At 49.7% G+C, this 16,131-nt stretch carries 14 protein-coding genes; 8 read left to right on the top strand and 6 right to left on the bottom strand.

The window, feature by feature from the left end:
* Positions 1–60: 60 nt before the first annotated feature.
* The 4 genes from L4D12_RS14570 to hemB all read left to right on the top strand — a co-directional run bounded on the left by L4D12_RS14570 (position 61) and on the right by hemB (position 3,944).
* A complete protein-coding gene (locus tag L4D12_RS14570; RefSeq protein ID WP_428448575.1) occupies positions 61–1,038 on the top strand; it encodes an ABC transporter permease in 978 nt (325 codons plus the stop codon).
* Positions 1,039–1,041: 3 nt separating this feature from the next.
* The gene (locus L4D12_RS14565; RefSeq protein ID WP_428448574.1) at positions 1,042–1,983 is read left to right on the top strand and encodes an ABC transporter permease; all 942 of its coding nucleotides are present in this window, start codon (positions 1,042–1,044) and stop codon (positions 1,981–1,983) included.
* A gap of 62 nt (positions 1,984–2,045) precedes the next feature.
* Positions 2,046–2,840 (top strand): 3'-5' ssDNA/RNA exonuclease TatD, encoded by a 795-nt coding sequence (gene tatD / locus L4D12_RS14560; RefSeq protein WP_428448573.1) that lies wholly within the window; start codon positions 2,046–2,048, stop codon positions 2,838–2,840.
* Positions 2,841–2,894: 54 nt separating this feature from the next.
* Entirely contained in the window at positions 2,895–3,944 is a 1,050-nt protein-coding gene (gene hemB, locus L4D12_RS14555) for a porphobilinogen synthase (RefSeq protein ID WP_428448572.1), read from the top strand.
* Between the two features lie 107 nt (positions 3,945–4,051).
* Here the strand turns inward: hemB and asnC are convergent, their stop codons facing one another.
* A complete protein-coding gene (gene asnC / locus L4D12_RS14550; RefSeq protein ID WP_428448571.1) occupies positions 4,052–4,513 on the bottom strand; it encodes a transcriptional regulator AsnC in 462 nt (153 codons plus the stop codon).
* A 99-nt stretch (positions 4,514–4,612) separates the two neighbouring features.
* Between asnC and L4D12_RS14545 the strand changes: the two genes are divergently transcribed.
* From L4D12_RS14545 to L4D12_RS14535, 3 genes are all read left to right on the top strand, one after another.
* Entirely contained in the window at positions 4,613–7,000 is a 2,388-nt protein-coding gene (locus L4D12_RS14545; protein ID WP_428448570.1) for a putative bifunctional diguanylate cyclase/phosphodiesterase, read from the top strand.
* A 59-nt stretch (positions 7,001–7,059) separates the two neighbouring features.
* The gene (locus L4D12_RS14540; protein WP_428448569.1) at positions 7,060–7,830 is read left to right on the top strand and encodes a class I SAM-dependent methyltransferase; all 771 of its coding nucleotides are present in this window, start codon (positions 7,060–7,062) and stop codon (positions 7,828–7,830) included.
* Positions 7,831–7,927: 97 nt separating this feature from the next.
* On the top strand, positions 7,928–8,332 hold the full coding sequence (locus L4D12_RS14535) for a hypothetical protein (protein WP_428448568.1): 405 nt from the start codon (positions 7,928–7,930) through the stop codon (positions 8,330–8,332).
* A 344-nt stretch (positions 8,333–8,676) separates the two neighbouring features.
* Here the strand turns inward: L4D12_RS14535 and L4D12_RS14530 are convergent, their stop codons facing one another.
* The 4 genes from L4D12_RS14530 to hemC are packed head-to-tail and all read right to left on the bottom strand — an operon-like array spanning position 8,677 to position 12,749.
* On the bottom strand, positions 8,677–9,867 hold the full coding sequence (locus L4D12_RS14530) for a heme biosynthesis HemY N-terminal domain-containing protein (protein ID WP_428448567.1): 1,191 nt from the start codon (positions 9,865–9,867) through the stop codon (positions 8,677–8,679).
* Entirely contained in the window at positions 9,864–11,057 is a 1,194-nt protein-coding gene (locus L4D12_RS14525; RefSeq protein ID WP_428448566.1) for a uroporphyrinogen-III C-methyltransferase, read from the bottom strand. The genes L4D12_RS14530 and L4D12_RS14525 overlap by 4 nt, the downstream gene beginning before the upstream one ends.
* Positions 11,050–11,817, bottom strand: coding sequence for a uroporphyrinogen-III synthase (locus L4D12_RS14520; protein ID WP_428448565.1), 768 nt, complete (start codon positions 11,815–11,817; stop codon positions 11,050–11,052). Before L4D12_RS14520 ends, L4D12_RS14525 begins: the two co-directional genes overlap by 8 nt.
* Positions 11,817–12,749 (bottom strand): hydroxymethylbilane synthase, encoded by a 933-nt coding sequence (gene hemC / locus L4D12_RS14515; RefSeq protein WP_428448564.1) that lies wholly within the window; start codon positions 12,747–12,749, stop codon positions 11,817–11,819. Before hemC ends, L4D12_RS14520 begins: the two co-directional genes overlap by 1 nt.
* A gap of 412 nt (positions 12,750–13,161) precedes the next feature.
* Between hemC and L4D12_RS14510 the strand changes: the two genes are divergently transcribed.
* Positions 13,162–15,720 (top strand): class I adenylate cyclase, encoded by a 2,559-nt coding sequence (locus tag L4D12_RS14510; RefSeq protein WP_428448563.1) that lies wholly within the window; start codon positions 13,162–13,164, stop codon positions 15,718–15,720.
* A 97-nt stretch (positions 15,721–15,817) separates the two neighbouring features.
* Here the strand turns inward: L4D12_RS14510 and cyaY are convergent, their stop codons facing one another.
* Entirely contained in the window at positions 15,818–16,129 is a 312-nt protein-coding gene (gene cyaY, locus L4D12_RS14505; RefSeq protein WP_428448562.1) for an iron donor protein CyaY, read from the bottom strand.
* Positions 16,130–16,131 lie beyond the last annotated feature (2 nt).

Raw genomic sequence — 16,131 nt, 5'->3', positions numbered from 1 at the left:
AGTATACCGTGCCGGCCGAATTGGGTCGGCACGTTTTAAGGATGAGAAAAGGGGCAGGGAATGTTTACGTTTCTGGTCAAGCGCCTGTATCAGGCACTGATAGTGATGTTTGTGATCAGTCTGGTGGCTTTTGCCATTCAGGATAACCTTGGCGACCCGCTACGAGAGTTGGTGGGACAATCGGTATCAGAAGCTGAACGTCAGCAACTTCGAGACGATCTGGGTCTAAATGATCCGTTTATGACAAAATACAGCCGATTTATTACCAACGCGGTGCAGGGTGACTTGGGTACGTCGTATTTCTTCAAACGACCTGCTGCAGAAGTGATCCTCGATAAGTTAGTCGCGACCTTAGAGTTGGTGTTTGGAGCCAGCCTGATCATTGTGGTGGTGTCGATCCCGCTTGGGGTCTATTCAGCGATTCACCCGAACAGTGTTGTCACCAAAACCGTGATGGCACTGAGTAGCATCGGGATATCTATTCCGGTGTTTTTGACCGCCATTATGCTGATGTATGTGTTTTCCATTGAATTAGGGTGGTTGCCATCGTATGGCCGTGGTGAAACGGCCAATGTGCTGGGGTGGGAGTCGGGGTATTTTACCCTCGATGGTTTACGGCATTTGATCTTGCCATGTATCGCCCTCGCCTCGATTATGCTGCCGCTGTTTATTCGACTGGTTCGAGCCGAGATGCTGGAAGTACTGAGCTCGGAATACATCAAGTTTGCTAAGGCCAAAGGACTGGCAATGAATAAGATCTACTACCAACATGCTTTGAAAAATACCATGTTGCCAGTATTGACGGTTGGTGGGGTGCAAATTGGGACCATGGTGGCTTATACCATTCTGACCGAAACGGTGTTCCAGTGGCCGGGGACCGGGTTTCTGTTCCTTGAGGCGATTAACCGGGTTGATACCCCGCTGATCACCGCTTACGTTATTTTTGTTGGGCTGCTTTTTGTCGTTACCAACACCATTGTTGACCTGTTGTATGGACTGGTTAACCCCACTGTAAACCTGACTGGTAAGGGAGAGTAAGTCATGAGCAGTACGGCAATCACTACCCCAAGCCGCTGGGAACGCTTCAAGCAATCGGATTTTCTGTATTATTTCCTCAAAGATAAAGTTGCCATGTTCAGTTTTGCGGTGTTCATGGTGTTTGTATTAGGGGCGCTATTTGCTCCACTCCTGTCTCCGACAAACCCGTATGATTTGTCGACCATCGACATCATGGACTCAGAGCTGCCGCCATCCTGGATGGCAGATGGGGACAGTCGATTTTTGTTTGGCACTGACGATCAAGGTCGTGATATTTTCTCGACCATGCTGTATGGCTCGCGGCTGTCACTGACCATTGGTTTGTTGGCCGTTGGCTTGCAGCTATTGTTGGGCGTCGTCATTGGCCTGAGTGCCGGGTATTTTGGTGGGCGGGTCGATAGCTTCCTGATGCGGGTCGCGGATGTGCAGCTGTCATTTTCGACCATGATGGTAGCGATTATTGTCTCGGCCATATTCCGCACCGCACTGGGTTCTGAACTGTTTGCCCAGTATGCGGTGGTGATGCTGGTGGTGATCATCGGTGTCGCTGAATGGCCACAGTATGCCCGTACCGTGCGTGCGTCAGTGCTGGCAGAGAAAAAGAAAGAATATGTGGAAGCGGCGAAAGTGATGGGCTTTAAATCCCCAAGGATCATGTTCCGTCATATTTTGCCTAACTGTTTATCTCCGATTTTGGTGATATCCACGGTGCAGGTGGCCAATGCCATTATGTCGGAAGCGGCGCTGTCTTTCTTAGGGTTGGGTTTACCCGTGGATCAGCCGTCGTTGGGATCGCTGATCAGTATTGGCTTTAACTACATTTTCTCCGGCTCGTGGTGGATCACCGCATTTCCTGGGCTGGTCCTGATCAGCTTGGTTTTGGTGATCAACTTGCTGGGGGATTGGCTGCGGGATGTCTTTAACCCGAAAATTTACAAAGGGTAATAGCCAAATGGCCCCGAGTTCATTACCGTGTTGAGTCATAGTTTGCCAGATGAGACAGCACCATGATTGATATCGGGGTTAACCTGAGTAACAGCCGTTTTGATAAGGATCGGGATGCGGTGATCAGCCGCGCCCAAGCCGCCGGGGTGCATGGTTTGATCCTGACCGGTACCAGCATTGATGAAAGCCAGCAAGTCTTCGCTATGGCCCAGCAGTGGCCGGGATATTGCTACAGTACTGCTGGTATTCACCCGCATGACGCCAAGTCAGTGAGTGACCTGACCCTTTCCGAAATCCGAGCATTAGCCGTTCAGCCGCAAGTGGTGGCGATCGGTGAGTGTGGACTCGATTTCAATCGTGATTTTTCTCCTCGTTCGCAGCAAGAGGCAGTATTTGATGCGCAATTAGCCTTGGCGGCTGAGTTGAACCTACCTGTTTTTATGCATTGCCGCGATGCTCATGAGCGGTTTATGGCAATCCTAAAGCCGTGGCGTGATAAGTTGCCTGCCGCAGTATTGCACTGTTTTACGGGATCAGAGCAGGAGTTGCGTGATTGTTTGGCGCTGGATCTGCATATTGGGATCACGGGCTGGGTATGTGATGAGCGCCGAGGCACTGAACTGCGTGAGATTGTTGGTTTGATCCCTGATAACCGATTAATGATTGAAACTGATAGCCCGTATTTATTACCCCGAGATTTACGACCAAAGCCAAAATCTAGTCGTAATGAACCTCAGTATCTGCCCCATATTGCGAGCGTCATTGGCCAGTGTCGAGAGCAATCAACTGCGCAAGTCATTGCTAATTCTTACGCTACCACTCTGGCTTTTTTTGTCATAGGATCGCCCGTTGCCTGATGGGAGTGGTATGATCGGGAAAAAGCGATTTAACCCCCTAACAAGGAGAATGCAGTGTCTGTATCTATTCAGGGCGCGTTTCCTGCTCGCCGTATGCGTCGTATGCGCAAGCATGATTTTAGCCGTCGTTTGATGGCAGAAAACCAAATTTCTGTGAATGATCTGATCTACCCGATGTTTATTCTGGAAGGTGATAATCGCCGTGAAACGGTGGATTCAATGCCTGGAATTGAGCGGTTATCGATTGATCTGATGCTAGACGAAGTGCGCTATCTGGCGAACCTTGGGGTCCCGGCGATTGCACTGTTTCCAGTCGTATCGCAAGAATTTAAAACCGTGTGGGCGGAAGAAGCGTATAACCCACAGGGTTTGGTTCAGCGTGCAGTACGCCAGCTGAAAGAGCAGGTCCCAGAAATGGGTGTGATCACGGATGTGGCGTTAGACCCGTTCACCATCCATGGCCAAGATGGCATTATTGATGATCACGGGTATGTGATGAATGATATCACCACCGAGGTGCTGATTAAGCAGGCTTTGTCCCATGCAGAGGCGGGTGCGGATGTGATTGCGCCATCTGACATGATGGACGGTCGTATTGGCGCGATCCGTGAAGCGTTGGAAGAGGCTGGCTTTGTGCATACACAGATCATGGCATATTCCGCGAAGTATGCATCTAATTATTACGGCCCGTTCCGTGATGCGGTTGGTTCCGCCGGTAACCTCAAAGGAGGGGATAAGAAAACGTACCAAATGGATCCAGCCAACAGTGATGAAGCCTTGCATGAAGTGGCGATGGATGTGAATGAAGGGGCTGACATGGTGATGGTCAAGCCGGGTATGCCTTACCTTGACGTGGTGCGTCGGGTGAAGACCGAGCTACAGGTACCGACTTTTGCCTATCAGGTATCGGGTGAGTATGCGATGCATATGGCGGCGATTCAGAATGGTTGGTTGAAAGAGCGTGAGACCGTTATGGAGTCACTGGTCTGCTTTAAGCGCGCAGGGGCCGATGGTGTCCTGACTTATTTTGCCAAAGCAGTGGCAGAGTGGTTAGCGGAAGATGCCGCAGCGCGCAAAGCCGCATTGGATAGCCGTGCAAAATAATGGGCAACGTTGCCAGTGAGTCTGTCTGGCATCGCCAATCGAACCAAGCAAGGGCTGGGACGAGCGTTCCGGCCCTTTGTCATTAGTGTCTAGAGCGGTCAATCGTACTAGGGCTGGATGTTACGGTTGATAGGGTTTTGCAGTGAAATCAGAGTCTCTGTCGACTGGACTTCATCAATGGCCTGCAGTTTGTCGATCAGGACATATTGCAGCTCTTCAATCGATTTGCACATCAGCTTGACGAAAATATTGTAGGCACCAGTGGTGTAGTAAGCCTCTACCACTTCATCGAGTTCGCTGAGTTTAGCGAGCGCAGAGTGGTAGTCACGCGCCGCGTTCAGGTTGATACCGATAAAGCAGCAGACGTCATAGCCTAATAATTTGGGATTGACTACCACTTCGGTGCCTGTGATGATCTTCGCCGCCCGCATTTTTTCCACACGAACGTGCACGGTAGCTGGGCTGACATTAAACCGTTTCGCCATTTCGGCATAGGGTGTCCGGGCATCATTCATCAGTGCATTGAGAATTTCGCGGTCTAAGTCATCGATTTTGATAGGCATATTCATTGCGGCAATCCTTTGTGTATACGAGCATGGTCATATCTTATACTCTTGTCACTTAACACCCTCAACTATATCTAAACAAATAGGGATGATTGCTACGCTATGCGGTTTCTTGCTGTTGTACTTTTTTGTGGGATGATGCCAGTAATGGCCGCGGCCAATAGCCTACCTCTGAATACTTCCTTCGTTAACTTTTCTATTCTTTATCACCCTTTAACGAGAGAGGTTTTGATTAATCCACCGCTGGTGGACAATACCTCCGCCTCGGTCAATGTGGATTTGTCTTCTTTGCCACAGATAAAACCGTCAGAAAGCTGGTTTCATCGCTATCAGCGTGAACTTCGGGTGTTGGCTGTCGCATTTGGTGTGCTAGGAGGGGTCATTGCACTATTGACGATGGTGATAGGTCGATTGCGCAAGGGAGAGCAACGGCTACAGCAAAGCATGGCCTTATTTGAAGGGGTGTTTGATCAGAGTTTTCAGTATATCGGGATTTTAGATGCTGATGGCGTGCTGGTATCGGGTAACCTTGCTTTACAGGAATTGGTAGGGCGGTCTGTGGTGAAATATGATCGTTCGATGTGGCGCTGGTATTGTTGGAGCTCGCCCGCTGATAGTCAGTTGAAACAGGCTTTTATGTCGGCCAGTTGTGAGCAGCCGATACGTATGGAGCTCGTTATTCAAAGTCATGAAGATGGCAACAGGGTTCTGGATGTGGCGATTAAGCGCTTGCCAGAGGATGAGAGTGGTGTCGCTCAGTTATTGTTTGAAGCCCGAGATGTGACAACCCGTCATCAGATGGAGGAAAAGCTGAGAGAGCGTGAGGTCAGTTACCGTTTATTGTATGAACAGCAGCCTGTGATGCTGCTTACGGTGGACTGTCAGTCACGTATCCAGTCAGTGAACCAGTTTGCAGCCGATCTATTAGGTTACCGGAAGCGAGAGCTGTTAGGGCACAAGGTTGAGCATTTCTATGAAGGGGGCGAGCCGATGCCTCAGCAGTTTATCACGCATGCACTCGCGAGTGTGGGTCAGCGTGTCTGGCGGCGTCAGTTGCGGTACTGCTGCGCTGATGGGCGCAAGGTCTGGATACGAGAAACGATCCGTCAGGCTCAGAATCGGCAGCTATTAGTGGTGGGGGAAGATATTACCTCGACTCGTGAACTGGAAGTACAGCTGGCTTATCAGGCTTGCCATGATTACCTGACGGATCTCTATAACCGTAATCATTTTGAACAGGCGCTAGAGTGGGCATTGGTGGAGGCGCAAGAGAAAGGTGCGCAGCATGCCATGCTTTATATTGATCTGGACCAATTTAAAATCATCAATGATACCGCTGGGCATGAAGCCGGGGATGAAGCGTTAAAACAGGTTGCTTTACTGCTTAAGGGGCTGACTCCGGAGAAGGCGACATTGGCTCGACTGGGGGGGGATGAATTTGCGATTATTCTGAACCATTGCAATCAGGAAGCGGCGATAACATTTAGCCGGGAAATATTGCATCAACTTGAAGCCGCAGAGTTTTATTGGCAGAACACCCGTTTCAGTTTCAGCGCATCGATTGGTTTACGGTTGATTAACGACACGGCTGGATCGCCGCAGCAGGTGCATGCACAAGCTGATACCGCCTGTTATGCTGCAAAGGATGAAGGGCGTAACCGTTATCACCTCTATCATCCTGATGATGAAGAGTTGCGCCGCCGTGAGCGGGAAATGGCGTGTGTTAGTTTGATCCGTTGGGCGTTAGCTGAGCGGAAATTGGAGCTGTATGCGCAGCAGATCTCGCCATTGGCGGCAGGTCGTGAGCGTCAGCATTATGAAATTCTGGTCCGGATCCGTAATGAAGCGGGAGAGATTGTGCCGCCGGGATTATTCATGCCCGCGGCTGAGCGTTACAACCTGGCACACCGGATTGATCGCTATGTTGTCAGTGAAGTGATTGATTGGTTGGTCGCCCATCCTGAGGCGGTAGATGCGCTAGAAATGTGTGCGATTAATTTATCCGGCCAGTCGATGGGGGATCGCGGTTTTGTCCACTTCTTAGTCGATAAAATACGTCAATCTGGTTTACCGACTCGCAAACTGTGTCTGGAGATCACCGAAACGGCTGCGATTGGTAATATGAGTGAAGCTATCTGCTTATTTACTCAGCTTCAGGCATTGGGGTGTCGCATATCATTGGATGACTTTGGTTCTGGCCTGTCTTCGTTTGGTTATCTTAAGCGGATGCCCGTCGATATCATTAAGATCGACGGCATGTTTGTCCGTGATATGGCCGATGATGAGATGGATTTTGCGATGGTTAAAGCGATCAATGAACTGGCCAAAAAAATGGGTAAACAAACGGTGGCTGAGTTTGTTGAAAATGAGGCAATTCTGGCGCACCTTGAAGCGTTGGGGGTGGATTATGCACAGGGTTACCTGTTTGGGCAGCCTCAGCCATTGGCAGAGTTGGTTGCTCAATTGAGCCATCGCCAAGAGGTGGTATAATCCCCGCCCTATTCCCGCTGTGGCGTCGCAGCGGGAGCCTGTATCGATCGGAGATCCCTGTGCAACTAGCCCTTATTTGTGATAACCCTGAACGCCAACATGAACTTGATCAGCTTGCCGAGCGTTGGGGGCTGGCTCATGATCCAGACAGTGTGTTTGCCTTGGTTTTGACCGATGAGCAATTAGAACTGCATAAGCGGGATGAGCCGAAACTGGGCGCCGTCTATGTTGATTTGATCAGTGGCGCAGCGGCACACCGACGTAAGTTCGGCGGTGGTCGAGGTCAGGCAATTGCGAAGGCAGTAGGATTGAAAGGGGGCGTTTCGCCGACAGTGGTCGATGGGACGGCTGGTCTAGGACGAGATGCTTTTGTACTGGCATCTCTGGGGTGTCAGGTTCAGATGGTTGAAAGGCATCCTGTCGTGGCTGCATTACTGGATGATGGTCTACGCCGGGCCAAAGCGGACCCTGAGATTGGTGGTTGGATCAGCGAACGAATGACCTTGCTGCATGCATCAAGTCATAATGCATTAGAACAGCTGGCGGCGGATCCGGCCTTTGTTGCACCTGACGTGGTGTATCTTGACCCAATGTACCCACATAAAAAGAAGTCGGCGTTGGTTAAGAAGGAGATGCGGGTGTTCCAGACGCTGGTCGGGGCGGATCATGATGCGGATGCATTGTTAGCGCCCGCATTGGCACTGGCTTCGAAGCGAGTGGTCGTGAAGCGACCGGATTATGCTGACGATCTGGCAGGACAAAAACCGTCAACGGTTATAGAAACAAAGAAAAATCGCTTTGATGTGTATGTCAAAGCAGCAATGAAGTAGCCATTCTGGCGGGCTGGCGGTATATTGTAAATGAGAATGATTCACCGATTCTGTCAGCGATATTGATGCAGGGTCGGTTTGGACTGGAGGAAAAGGCGTGGTCAAGTCACTGTGTAAGTTTCGTCGGGTTGAGCTTGCCGATCAATTTTCAGCCATTAGCCGGATAGTCAGTGAACCCAACTATATCTGTAGCAGTTGTGCCCGGGTGGCGGCAGAAAAGGGGTATCTGTGCAAACCCAGTGCTCTTGCGCGTCCCCCTGTAGCAGAAGCAACAACGGCAGTGCTGACAAGGGGGATATCTCACCAGGCTCCCCTGCTTGCTCCGGTGATGTCGCCAGAAAATGCGTCTTCGCCGATGAAGTCAAAACGTTTAGCGAAACAGCTCAAGGCGGTAAAAAAGCTGGCCAAAAAGAAAAAGAAACAATTCAAAAAGGCAGCTAAAGCGTTAAAACATTATGATAAGGCGTTGCGTAAAGCGAAAACAGCGCTGCAGTTGTCGTGACGGACTTGAGATAAAAAAAACCTCCTTGCGGAGGTTTTTTTATATCTGGGTATTACGATTCTTTGACCAGTACGGCTGTCATCAGACACGTGATCACAGAAACGATGATGCCAGACACGATTAACCAAGGAAGCATATCCATCATGAGTTATCCATCGGTGAGCAACAAGAATACCCATTGAATACTTTTTACATTTTGGTATCAATAGGGTAGATACAAGATGAAACTGCTGTTAACAGTTGGAAACACTATAAGAAAATGTTTCAGAGTAATGTGCTGATAGAGAATAAAAAAAGCACCGCGGCGGGTGCTTTTTGGGACAAAATATTACTGTCGAGGACGGCTAACTTTTGGCAGGAAGGGCCAGCGTGAGTGCTTGGCGCGATAAATCGGCAGCAGCTTGGTGGTCATCGAGTTTATCCAGTACGTCGACGAGGTAGCCATAGTCCGTTACGCTCGGACGTAGTGCAATGGCTTGCTCAAAATGCCGCTTGGCCTCTTCCCATTTTTGCTCGCGCATGAATAACTGACCCAGCGCACTGTGTGTACTTGGGTTACTACCATCATGACGCAGGAGATCTTGCAGGCGAACAATGGCAGGGTGGCTGTCGGCGAGCTTGAGCGTGGGCACCAGTGTAATGAGGGACTCATCATTATGACTTTTCTTCAATGCATCACGCAGAATGGTATAGGCTTCGTTGTCGGCATTATGCTGACTCATCAGAGTAACAAAGTTGGCGATCAAGGCTGGACGCTGCTTGGCTTTACGGCTTAGGCTGTTCCAGTAGCTGAGCAAGCCCTCACTACCATGTTGCTTGGCGATGTGATTCATGATCCCGCATTCTGCTGTCAGTTCCAGTTCTGCGGTCTCATTGGCGCTGATCACGCCCGCTTTCTCTAGCTGTGGCAGCATAGCCAGCAGTGGCTTCCAGTCTTCCAGTTTTAGATAGCAGTCTTTCAGTAGGGTGAGTAGTACCGGATTACGGCTGTTGTCTTGTTTAATGCCATGTAGTGTGGCAATAGCTTGTTCGTATTGGCGTTGATGAAATTGCAGCTTCGCACGTGTCAGAGCCACCGCAAGGCTTTGGCTATCAATGTCAGCGGCAAGCTTAAGGTATTCATCACGTTGGCTGGCATTGCCTTGGCCCTGAGCCGCTTCGGCTGCGGCCAGATAATTTAGCAATGGTGTGTCACTGTACTTGGCTGACTTGATGACCAGTTTTTCTGCTTGCTTCCAGTCACCCTCAATGACCTTCATTAGGCCTGCAGAGGTTTGCTGACGTGCCTTACGGTTTTTACGACCCGTGAACCAGCCACGCGTTGTGCTGCTCATGGAAAGCAGTCGTTTGATTAGATTTTCCAGCAGGAAAAAAGCACCGAGCAAGATGATGACAAGCAAAATCAGCGTGGTCAGGCTCATTTCCAACGTTTGGTTGGCGACAGAGATCAGTACATAGCCTTGATTGCCCGCGATCATCGGGCCAGCCACGATACCGGCTATCAGTGCGACCACCAACAATAAAAGTTTGATCATGCTGGCGTCTCCTCTGTCGTCAGTGGTTTCACTTGCTGGCGCAGGCGATCACTAATGGCATCACTGATCAGTGATGGGGATTGAAGTTGGCTTGGATAGTTAACTTCGACATTTTCTTGAATGAGTTTATTTAGGGTTGCAACAAAACTTTGCACCGCCGGCGCATCCATGTCGTAGAACTGTTCAACCCACTCTTTGGCCATAGTCAGCGAGACGGTGTAAAGTTCGCCTTGTTCTCGGTATACCGACTTGATGGCCGTTTCGAGCTTCGACTTAATGTTCTCTTGCAGATAGAAATCCTGCTTTGGTGAGAGCAATGGGATCACATTGCCGTCGCGTTGACGATAAGTAATAAAGTGATCGCTGAAGCTCTTCAGGGAGGTCATCAGGTTCTGTTTCCAATCATCGACGGAATCTGAAACCTGCGCCTGTTTGACAGGTTTTGCGTCAGGCATGATGGCATTGGCTAGTGGTAGCTTGGCAATTTCCTGTTGCAAACTGGTCAGACGCATCACGAGGCCATCACGGTCAATACGCGCCACGGCTTTGAGGGCGGTGATATCACTGTGCATCGCTTGACGAATAGGCGTCAGGCTCGGGTCATTGAGTTCAGCTATTCGATGATCGGCGGATTCCAACAGAATGGTCGCGCTAACTGTGTCATGCTCTAACCACAGTTTGCGTCCTGCCATTTTAACCAGATAGTCGGCCTCTGCCAGTAGCCAGTCATTCGGGCGGCGTCCTTCCATTTCAGACAGTGCGAGCTGTAGGCCTGTGATGGATTTTTCCTGCTGCTCGAGAGAAACATCAGTACGTTGCAAGTTGGTCGTGACTTGGGCAAGCGCGGCTTGCTGATCAGTCTGTAGTGACGACTGCAGGTTGCTGATTTCTTGCTGCAAAGCGGCCATTTGGGTATTTTGTGCCAGCGTTTGCTGGTGGCCGTGATAGTACAGCCCGGCACCGAGTGCGATCACTAAGGCGATGGCTATCGCCCCAGTTTTGCTGCCACTTTTCTTGTCTGCTGGCTGCGCGGTGGCACTGGGTTTTTGCTCAGCTTTGGTCTTGTTGTCAGGTGTTGTTTTTGGCGCTTGCGCTTTGGCGCTCGCATTACCAGACTTGCCGGAAGAGGTAGGGGCTGCAGATTGTGATTGATCTGCAGGGGTATCATTATTGGTTTTTTTATCAGTCATCCGAATATCCCTTCGTGCCTATATTGCTTAGGATGGTGAAAAGCGGGCCATTGGCCGCACTGCCCACATTGGAAATTAAACGAAAACCAAGCGTGAGAGCTTGATCGGCGATTCGCTGGCTTGGTACGAATAGCTGGCAGTGAAAAAGCCAAGCCTTGGCGTTATCTGGTATCAGTTGGGTTAAATGTGCCAGTTGTTCACCGCTGGTGACGACCAGAGCGGTGACCCCGGCTTGTCGCCATTGTTGGTATAATGACAGACCATCCAGAGGTAGCCAGTCGCGTCGGTAAGTTTCACAGTAATTGACCTGCGCTCCGAGTTGTAGCAAGTGCTGGTAAATTAATTCTCGCCCCCCATTACCCCGTAAAATCAGCACCTTTCGGCCTACGGCCTGAGACAGGATGGGCAGTTTGAGTAACCCTTCACTGTCACAGTGTGTTTGTGGGGAATAGACGGGTTGGTCCGTACATTTTTTGAGTGCTGCTGCCGTTTTATGACCCACAGCTATATAATGCACGTTTTTTGGCCAGCTGGCACCTATCGATAACAAGTAATTATGCGCGAGATCAACCGCATGAACACTGACGGCAATCAGAAAATCGCCGTGTTTTAAGTGTTTTAGCTGCTGTGGCAGTAATGGCAGTTGCTGCCCCTGCTGAATTTGTAGCAGGGGCTGGGCGATGGCGCTGATCCCCGCGGCATTCAGTTGCTGGGTCAGCTGGAGGCCGTCAGGTGCCGGACGGGTGATCAGTATCGTCATCAGGCGTTGCCGTATAGCTTATCGAGAATGTTTTTAGCCCCATCGGCCAGCAGTTGTTCTGCCAGTTGGGTACCGAGCTGTTCGGCCTCGGCGATTGGGCCGCTGATCTCACCGCTCACAATCAAGCTGCCGTCAGGCTCACCAACGAGGGCGCGAAGCCAGATTTGATCGCCTTGCAGTTCAGAATAACTACCAATTGGCACTTGGCAGCCACCTTGGAGGCGATTGTTCATGGCGCGTTCGCACAGCACCCGGATTGCGGTCTCTGGGTGATTAAGTGCCGCCAGTAAGTCTCGTACCCGGGTATCATCCAAACGACATTCAATGCCGACAGCCCCTTGCCCTACGGCAGGCAAACTGATTTCTGGGGCGATGGCGGTACGGATTCGGTCTTCCATTTTGAGGCGCATCAGGCCAGCGCAGGCTAAAATAATGGCGTCATATTCACCGTCATCCATTTTTCGCAGGCGGGTATTTACATTGCCGCGTAGATCTTTGACGATAAGATCAGGGCGTTGAGCGCGCAATTGGCATTGGCGACGCAGGCTGGAGGTGCCGACAACCGCTCCCGCGGGGAGTTGATCAATATTGTCATAGTGATTAGAGACAAAGGCATCGCGAGGGTCTTCACGTTCACAGATCGTTACCAGCCCCAACTCCTCAGGAAATTCAACCGGGACATCTTTCATTGAATGCACGGCAATATCAGCGCGCCCTTCAAGCATAGCGACTTCCAGTTCTTTAACGAACAAGCCTTTACCGCCCACTTTGGCCAGCGGCGTGTCTAGAATAATGTCACCTTTAGTGACCATAGGAACCAGTTCAACAATCAGTCCAGGATGGGCCTGCTCGAGTGCCTCTTTTACAAATTCAGCTTGCCACATCGCGAGTGGACTTTTGCGGGTAGCAATGCGGATAGGGGTTTGGGTCATAGGGTAGGTTCCATGATCTGGGTTAGCAAATATCGTTTAATAATAGTAATCCTACCACTCCTGAGCTGGGATGGTAATTTGTCTGTTGCTGTCAGTGCGATGAAGCAGTATTGTCTTGATATCGACAGCGATTAATGTGATATCTCTCACGAAAGCTTGACGAAAATCTGTGATGACAGTCTGTAACGTGGCGGTTTGACAGGTTTGTACTAGCTTGAGGTGCATAAGACGAAGGATAGTCATCTGGCAAGATTTCAGTTCATTCATAATTTGTCACAAAACAGTGCGAACTTTACGGTTAATTCAAAAACTGTTAGATTGATCACGTTTTTACTCCTGGGTAGCGTCATGCCTACCGCATTAGTGACAAGATTTGGGCCGCTCTCAAGCTGGCAGCTCTTGGAAGAGTAATTTGCAGAACTATATCGAAACGCTTAAAAGTAGATTGGGTCAGCTTAACGAGCTAAGACTTGAACGCGCTCGTGCCGCAATGACGGCGCAGTCAGAGCAGGTATTTAACCTGCTGCCTGTCCTACTTCACTACAATCACCCTGCGGTGCCTGGTTATCTGGATCAGGCAGTACCGGTGGGGATCGCGTCGTTTTCTGCGACTGAGCAACAGCAACAGTTTATTGATGACTGTGCGTTAACTTTTTCAACGTCAATTACTCCTCCTCGTGACCGTAAATTGCCTATTCTTGGCCTGTATGCCATGGGCAGTACTTCCTCTTTAGGGCAAAGCCTGACCAGTGACCTAGATATTTGGGTGTGTATTGATACCGAGATGCCCGTCGATGCGCGTAAGTCACTAGAAGCGAAATGCTCACTGGTGTCTGAATGGGCGATGGCGCTGGGTGTTGAGGCAAATTTTTTCCTCATTGATGAAAATCGTTTCCGCGATAACTTTTCTGAGCAGATGACGGGTGATAACTGCGGTTCAAGCCAGCATTTGCTGTTGCTTGACGAGTTTTATCGCTCAGCGGTTCGGCTGGGTGGCCAGTGGTTGTTGTGGTTTATGGTGCCACCTGAGATGGAAGAGTGCTATGACGATTACATTCATTTTCTCAGCTCGCATGATTATATCTGCCGCGATGAGTGGATCGATTTTGGTGGCCTCTCCAGGATCCCTGCGGAAGAATATTTTGGCTCCAGCCTGTGGCAGTTGTATAAGAGTATTGACTCACCGTATAAGTCGGTCCTGAAAGCTATTTTACTTGAAGCCTATTCTTGGGAATATCCCCATACCCAGCTACTCAGCGTTGACGGTAAACGGCGTTTTTTTGCTATTGATCGAACCGAGTTCTGTATGGACGCTTACTTCCTGATGCTGGAAAAAGTGACCCGTTATCTTGAACGGATCAATGACCACCGTCGGCTTGATCTGGTCCGTCGCTGTTTCTATCTTAAAACCCATGAGAAGCTGACGCGTAAACCTGCATCAGGTTCCGTACCGTGGCGACGAAAGATACTTGAGGAATTAACCTCCGGCTGGCAGTGGTCTCATGACGTGCTGCTGGAGCTCGACAACCGTCGAGACTGGAAAGTCGAGTTGGTAAAAAATGCCCATAATGAGCTGCTTGATGCATTGATGCTGAGCTATCGTAATTTGATCCGGTTTGCGCGGAGAAATAATATTACGTCAGCGATTAGCCCAGAAGATATCAGTATCCTTGCGCGTAAATTGTATGCGGCCTTTGAGGTACTGCCTGGGAAGGTGACCTTACTTAATCCGCAGCTATCTCCTGATTTACATGAGCCTAATCTGACCTTTATCCAAGTACCTGCTGGCAGGAAAAATACCTCTGGGTGGTACTTGTATAAACAATCTCTGGATCCATTGGCGATCCTTGGGCGTGCATCGCTTGAGCATAACCGTTATCTCAGCAAATTAGTGGCATGGGCATATTTTAATGGTCTACTGACTGAGTCGACCTGTCTTCATTCTGTGGTGCGGGATTCAGCATTGGATATTGATAAGCTTTATCAGCTGGTCAGTGATATTCGCAATACTTTCCCAATCCGTCGTCCTCAGCCTAGCCTACAGGCCTTATCAAGTCCGTGTGAAATTCGCCAGCTAGGGCTGTTTATTAATTTAGAACATGATCCGACGACTGCTCTGAAGAGTCGCTCAGTTCGGTTTGATTTCAAAAATACTGATATTTTTAGTTACGGACCTGAGCAGATGTGTCTGGTCGGCAGTGTGGATTTGATCTACCGCAACTCGTGGAATGAGGTGCGTACCCTGAACTTTACCGGTGAGAATGCGATGCTTGATGCACTCAAAACCGTGTTAGGTAAAATGCATCAGGATGCGCTTCCCCCTGAGTCTGTGGATGTCTTTTGTTACAGCAAACATATGCGTGGCTTGATCCGTAATCTTGTGTACCAGCTCGTGGCTGAATGTATCGAGATGCGCCTAAAACCCGTTGAACAAGAGAAGCGGCGCCGTTTTAAAGCGATCCGTATTGGTCAGCAGACGCATGGTTTGTTTTTTGAACGCCGTGGCGTATCAGTGCAAAAGTTAGAAAATTCCGTTGATTTCTATAGCTGTATTTCGACCAATAAGTTGATTGGCTCAGCCAATTTAGTGATGGGTAAAACGGATGAGCCGCATCCGCCTGAAATCGTCGATGCGTATGCCAGTGAAGGGTTGATCCAGTTTTTCTTTGAAGACTGCGAGCAGGGATTTAATATTTATATTCTTGATGAGGCTAACCGGGTCGAGGTTTATCGCCAATGCAGTGGCGATAAGGATGAGATGGTACACGGGGTGAATCAGTTCTACACTTCGGCCAATGATCGGTTTAGTTACAGTGTTAATTTTATTAATTTTAATTTGCCACAGTTTTATGACATTGCTTACAACGAGAATGGTGAACCACAGGTCTTGCCTTATAAAAGTGGTCAGCAACCATCGCGCCGCGATAATTCTTCCGCAACGGCTGCAATGGCGAGCCTAAGCCCGCGCTAGGTCGGATCAGGGCAGCGATGATCCCATACAGAAAAGCGAGAGTGTCGAACTCTCGCTTTTTTTTCACCGCTAGTGCGAGATAGGGGGGAAGACTTACTTACCAACTGACGGTTTCGCCAGCGTGCAGTGAGCACTCTTGCTTGACCAGTGCAATCAGTTCAGCACCACTACGGGTACAGCGCCATTCACCCGCGTTATATTTAAAATGATAGCCACCGGATTTCGACGCGAGCCAGATTTCATGTAGCGGCTCTTGGCGATTGATCACTATCTGGCTGCGGTTTTCAAACTCCAACGTCAGGACATTGCCTGTTGTTTCGTATTCGATATCAGCGCCGGACTCATCGATGCCATCTTCGATGCTCATGAGTACGACATCGGCCAACTTATGAAATTCTGTATCATTCATCC

It is taken from the genome of Photobacterium nomapromontoriensis, from assembly GCF_050336815.1.
GTDB lineage: Bacteria > Pseudomonadota > Gammaproteobacteria > Enterobacterales > Vibrionaceae > Photobacterium > Photobacterium nomapromontoriensis.
This window is presented reverse-complemented; position numbering and strand designations above follow the sequence as displayed.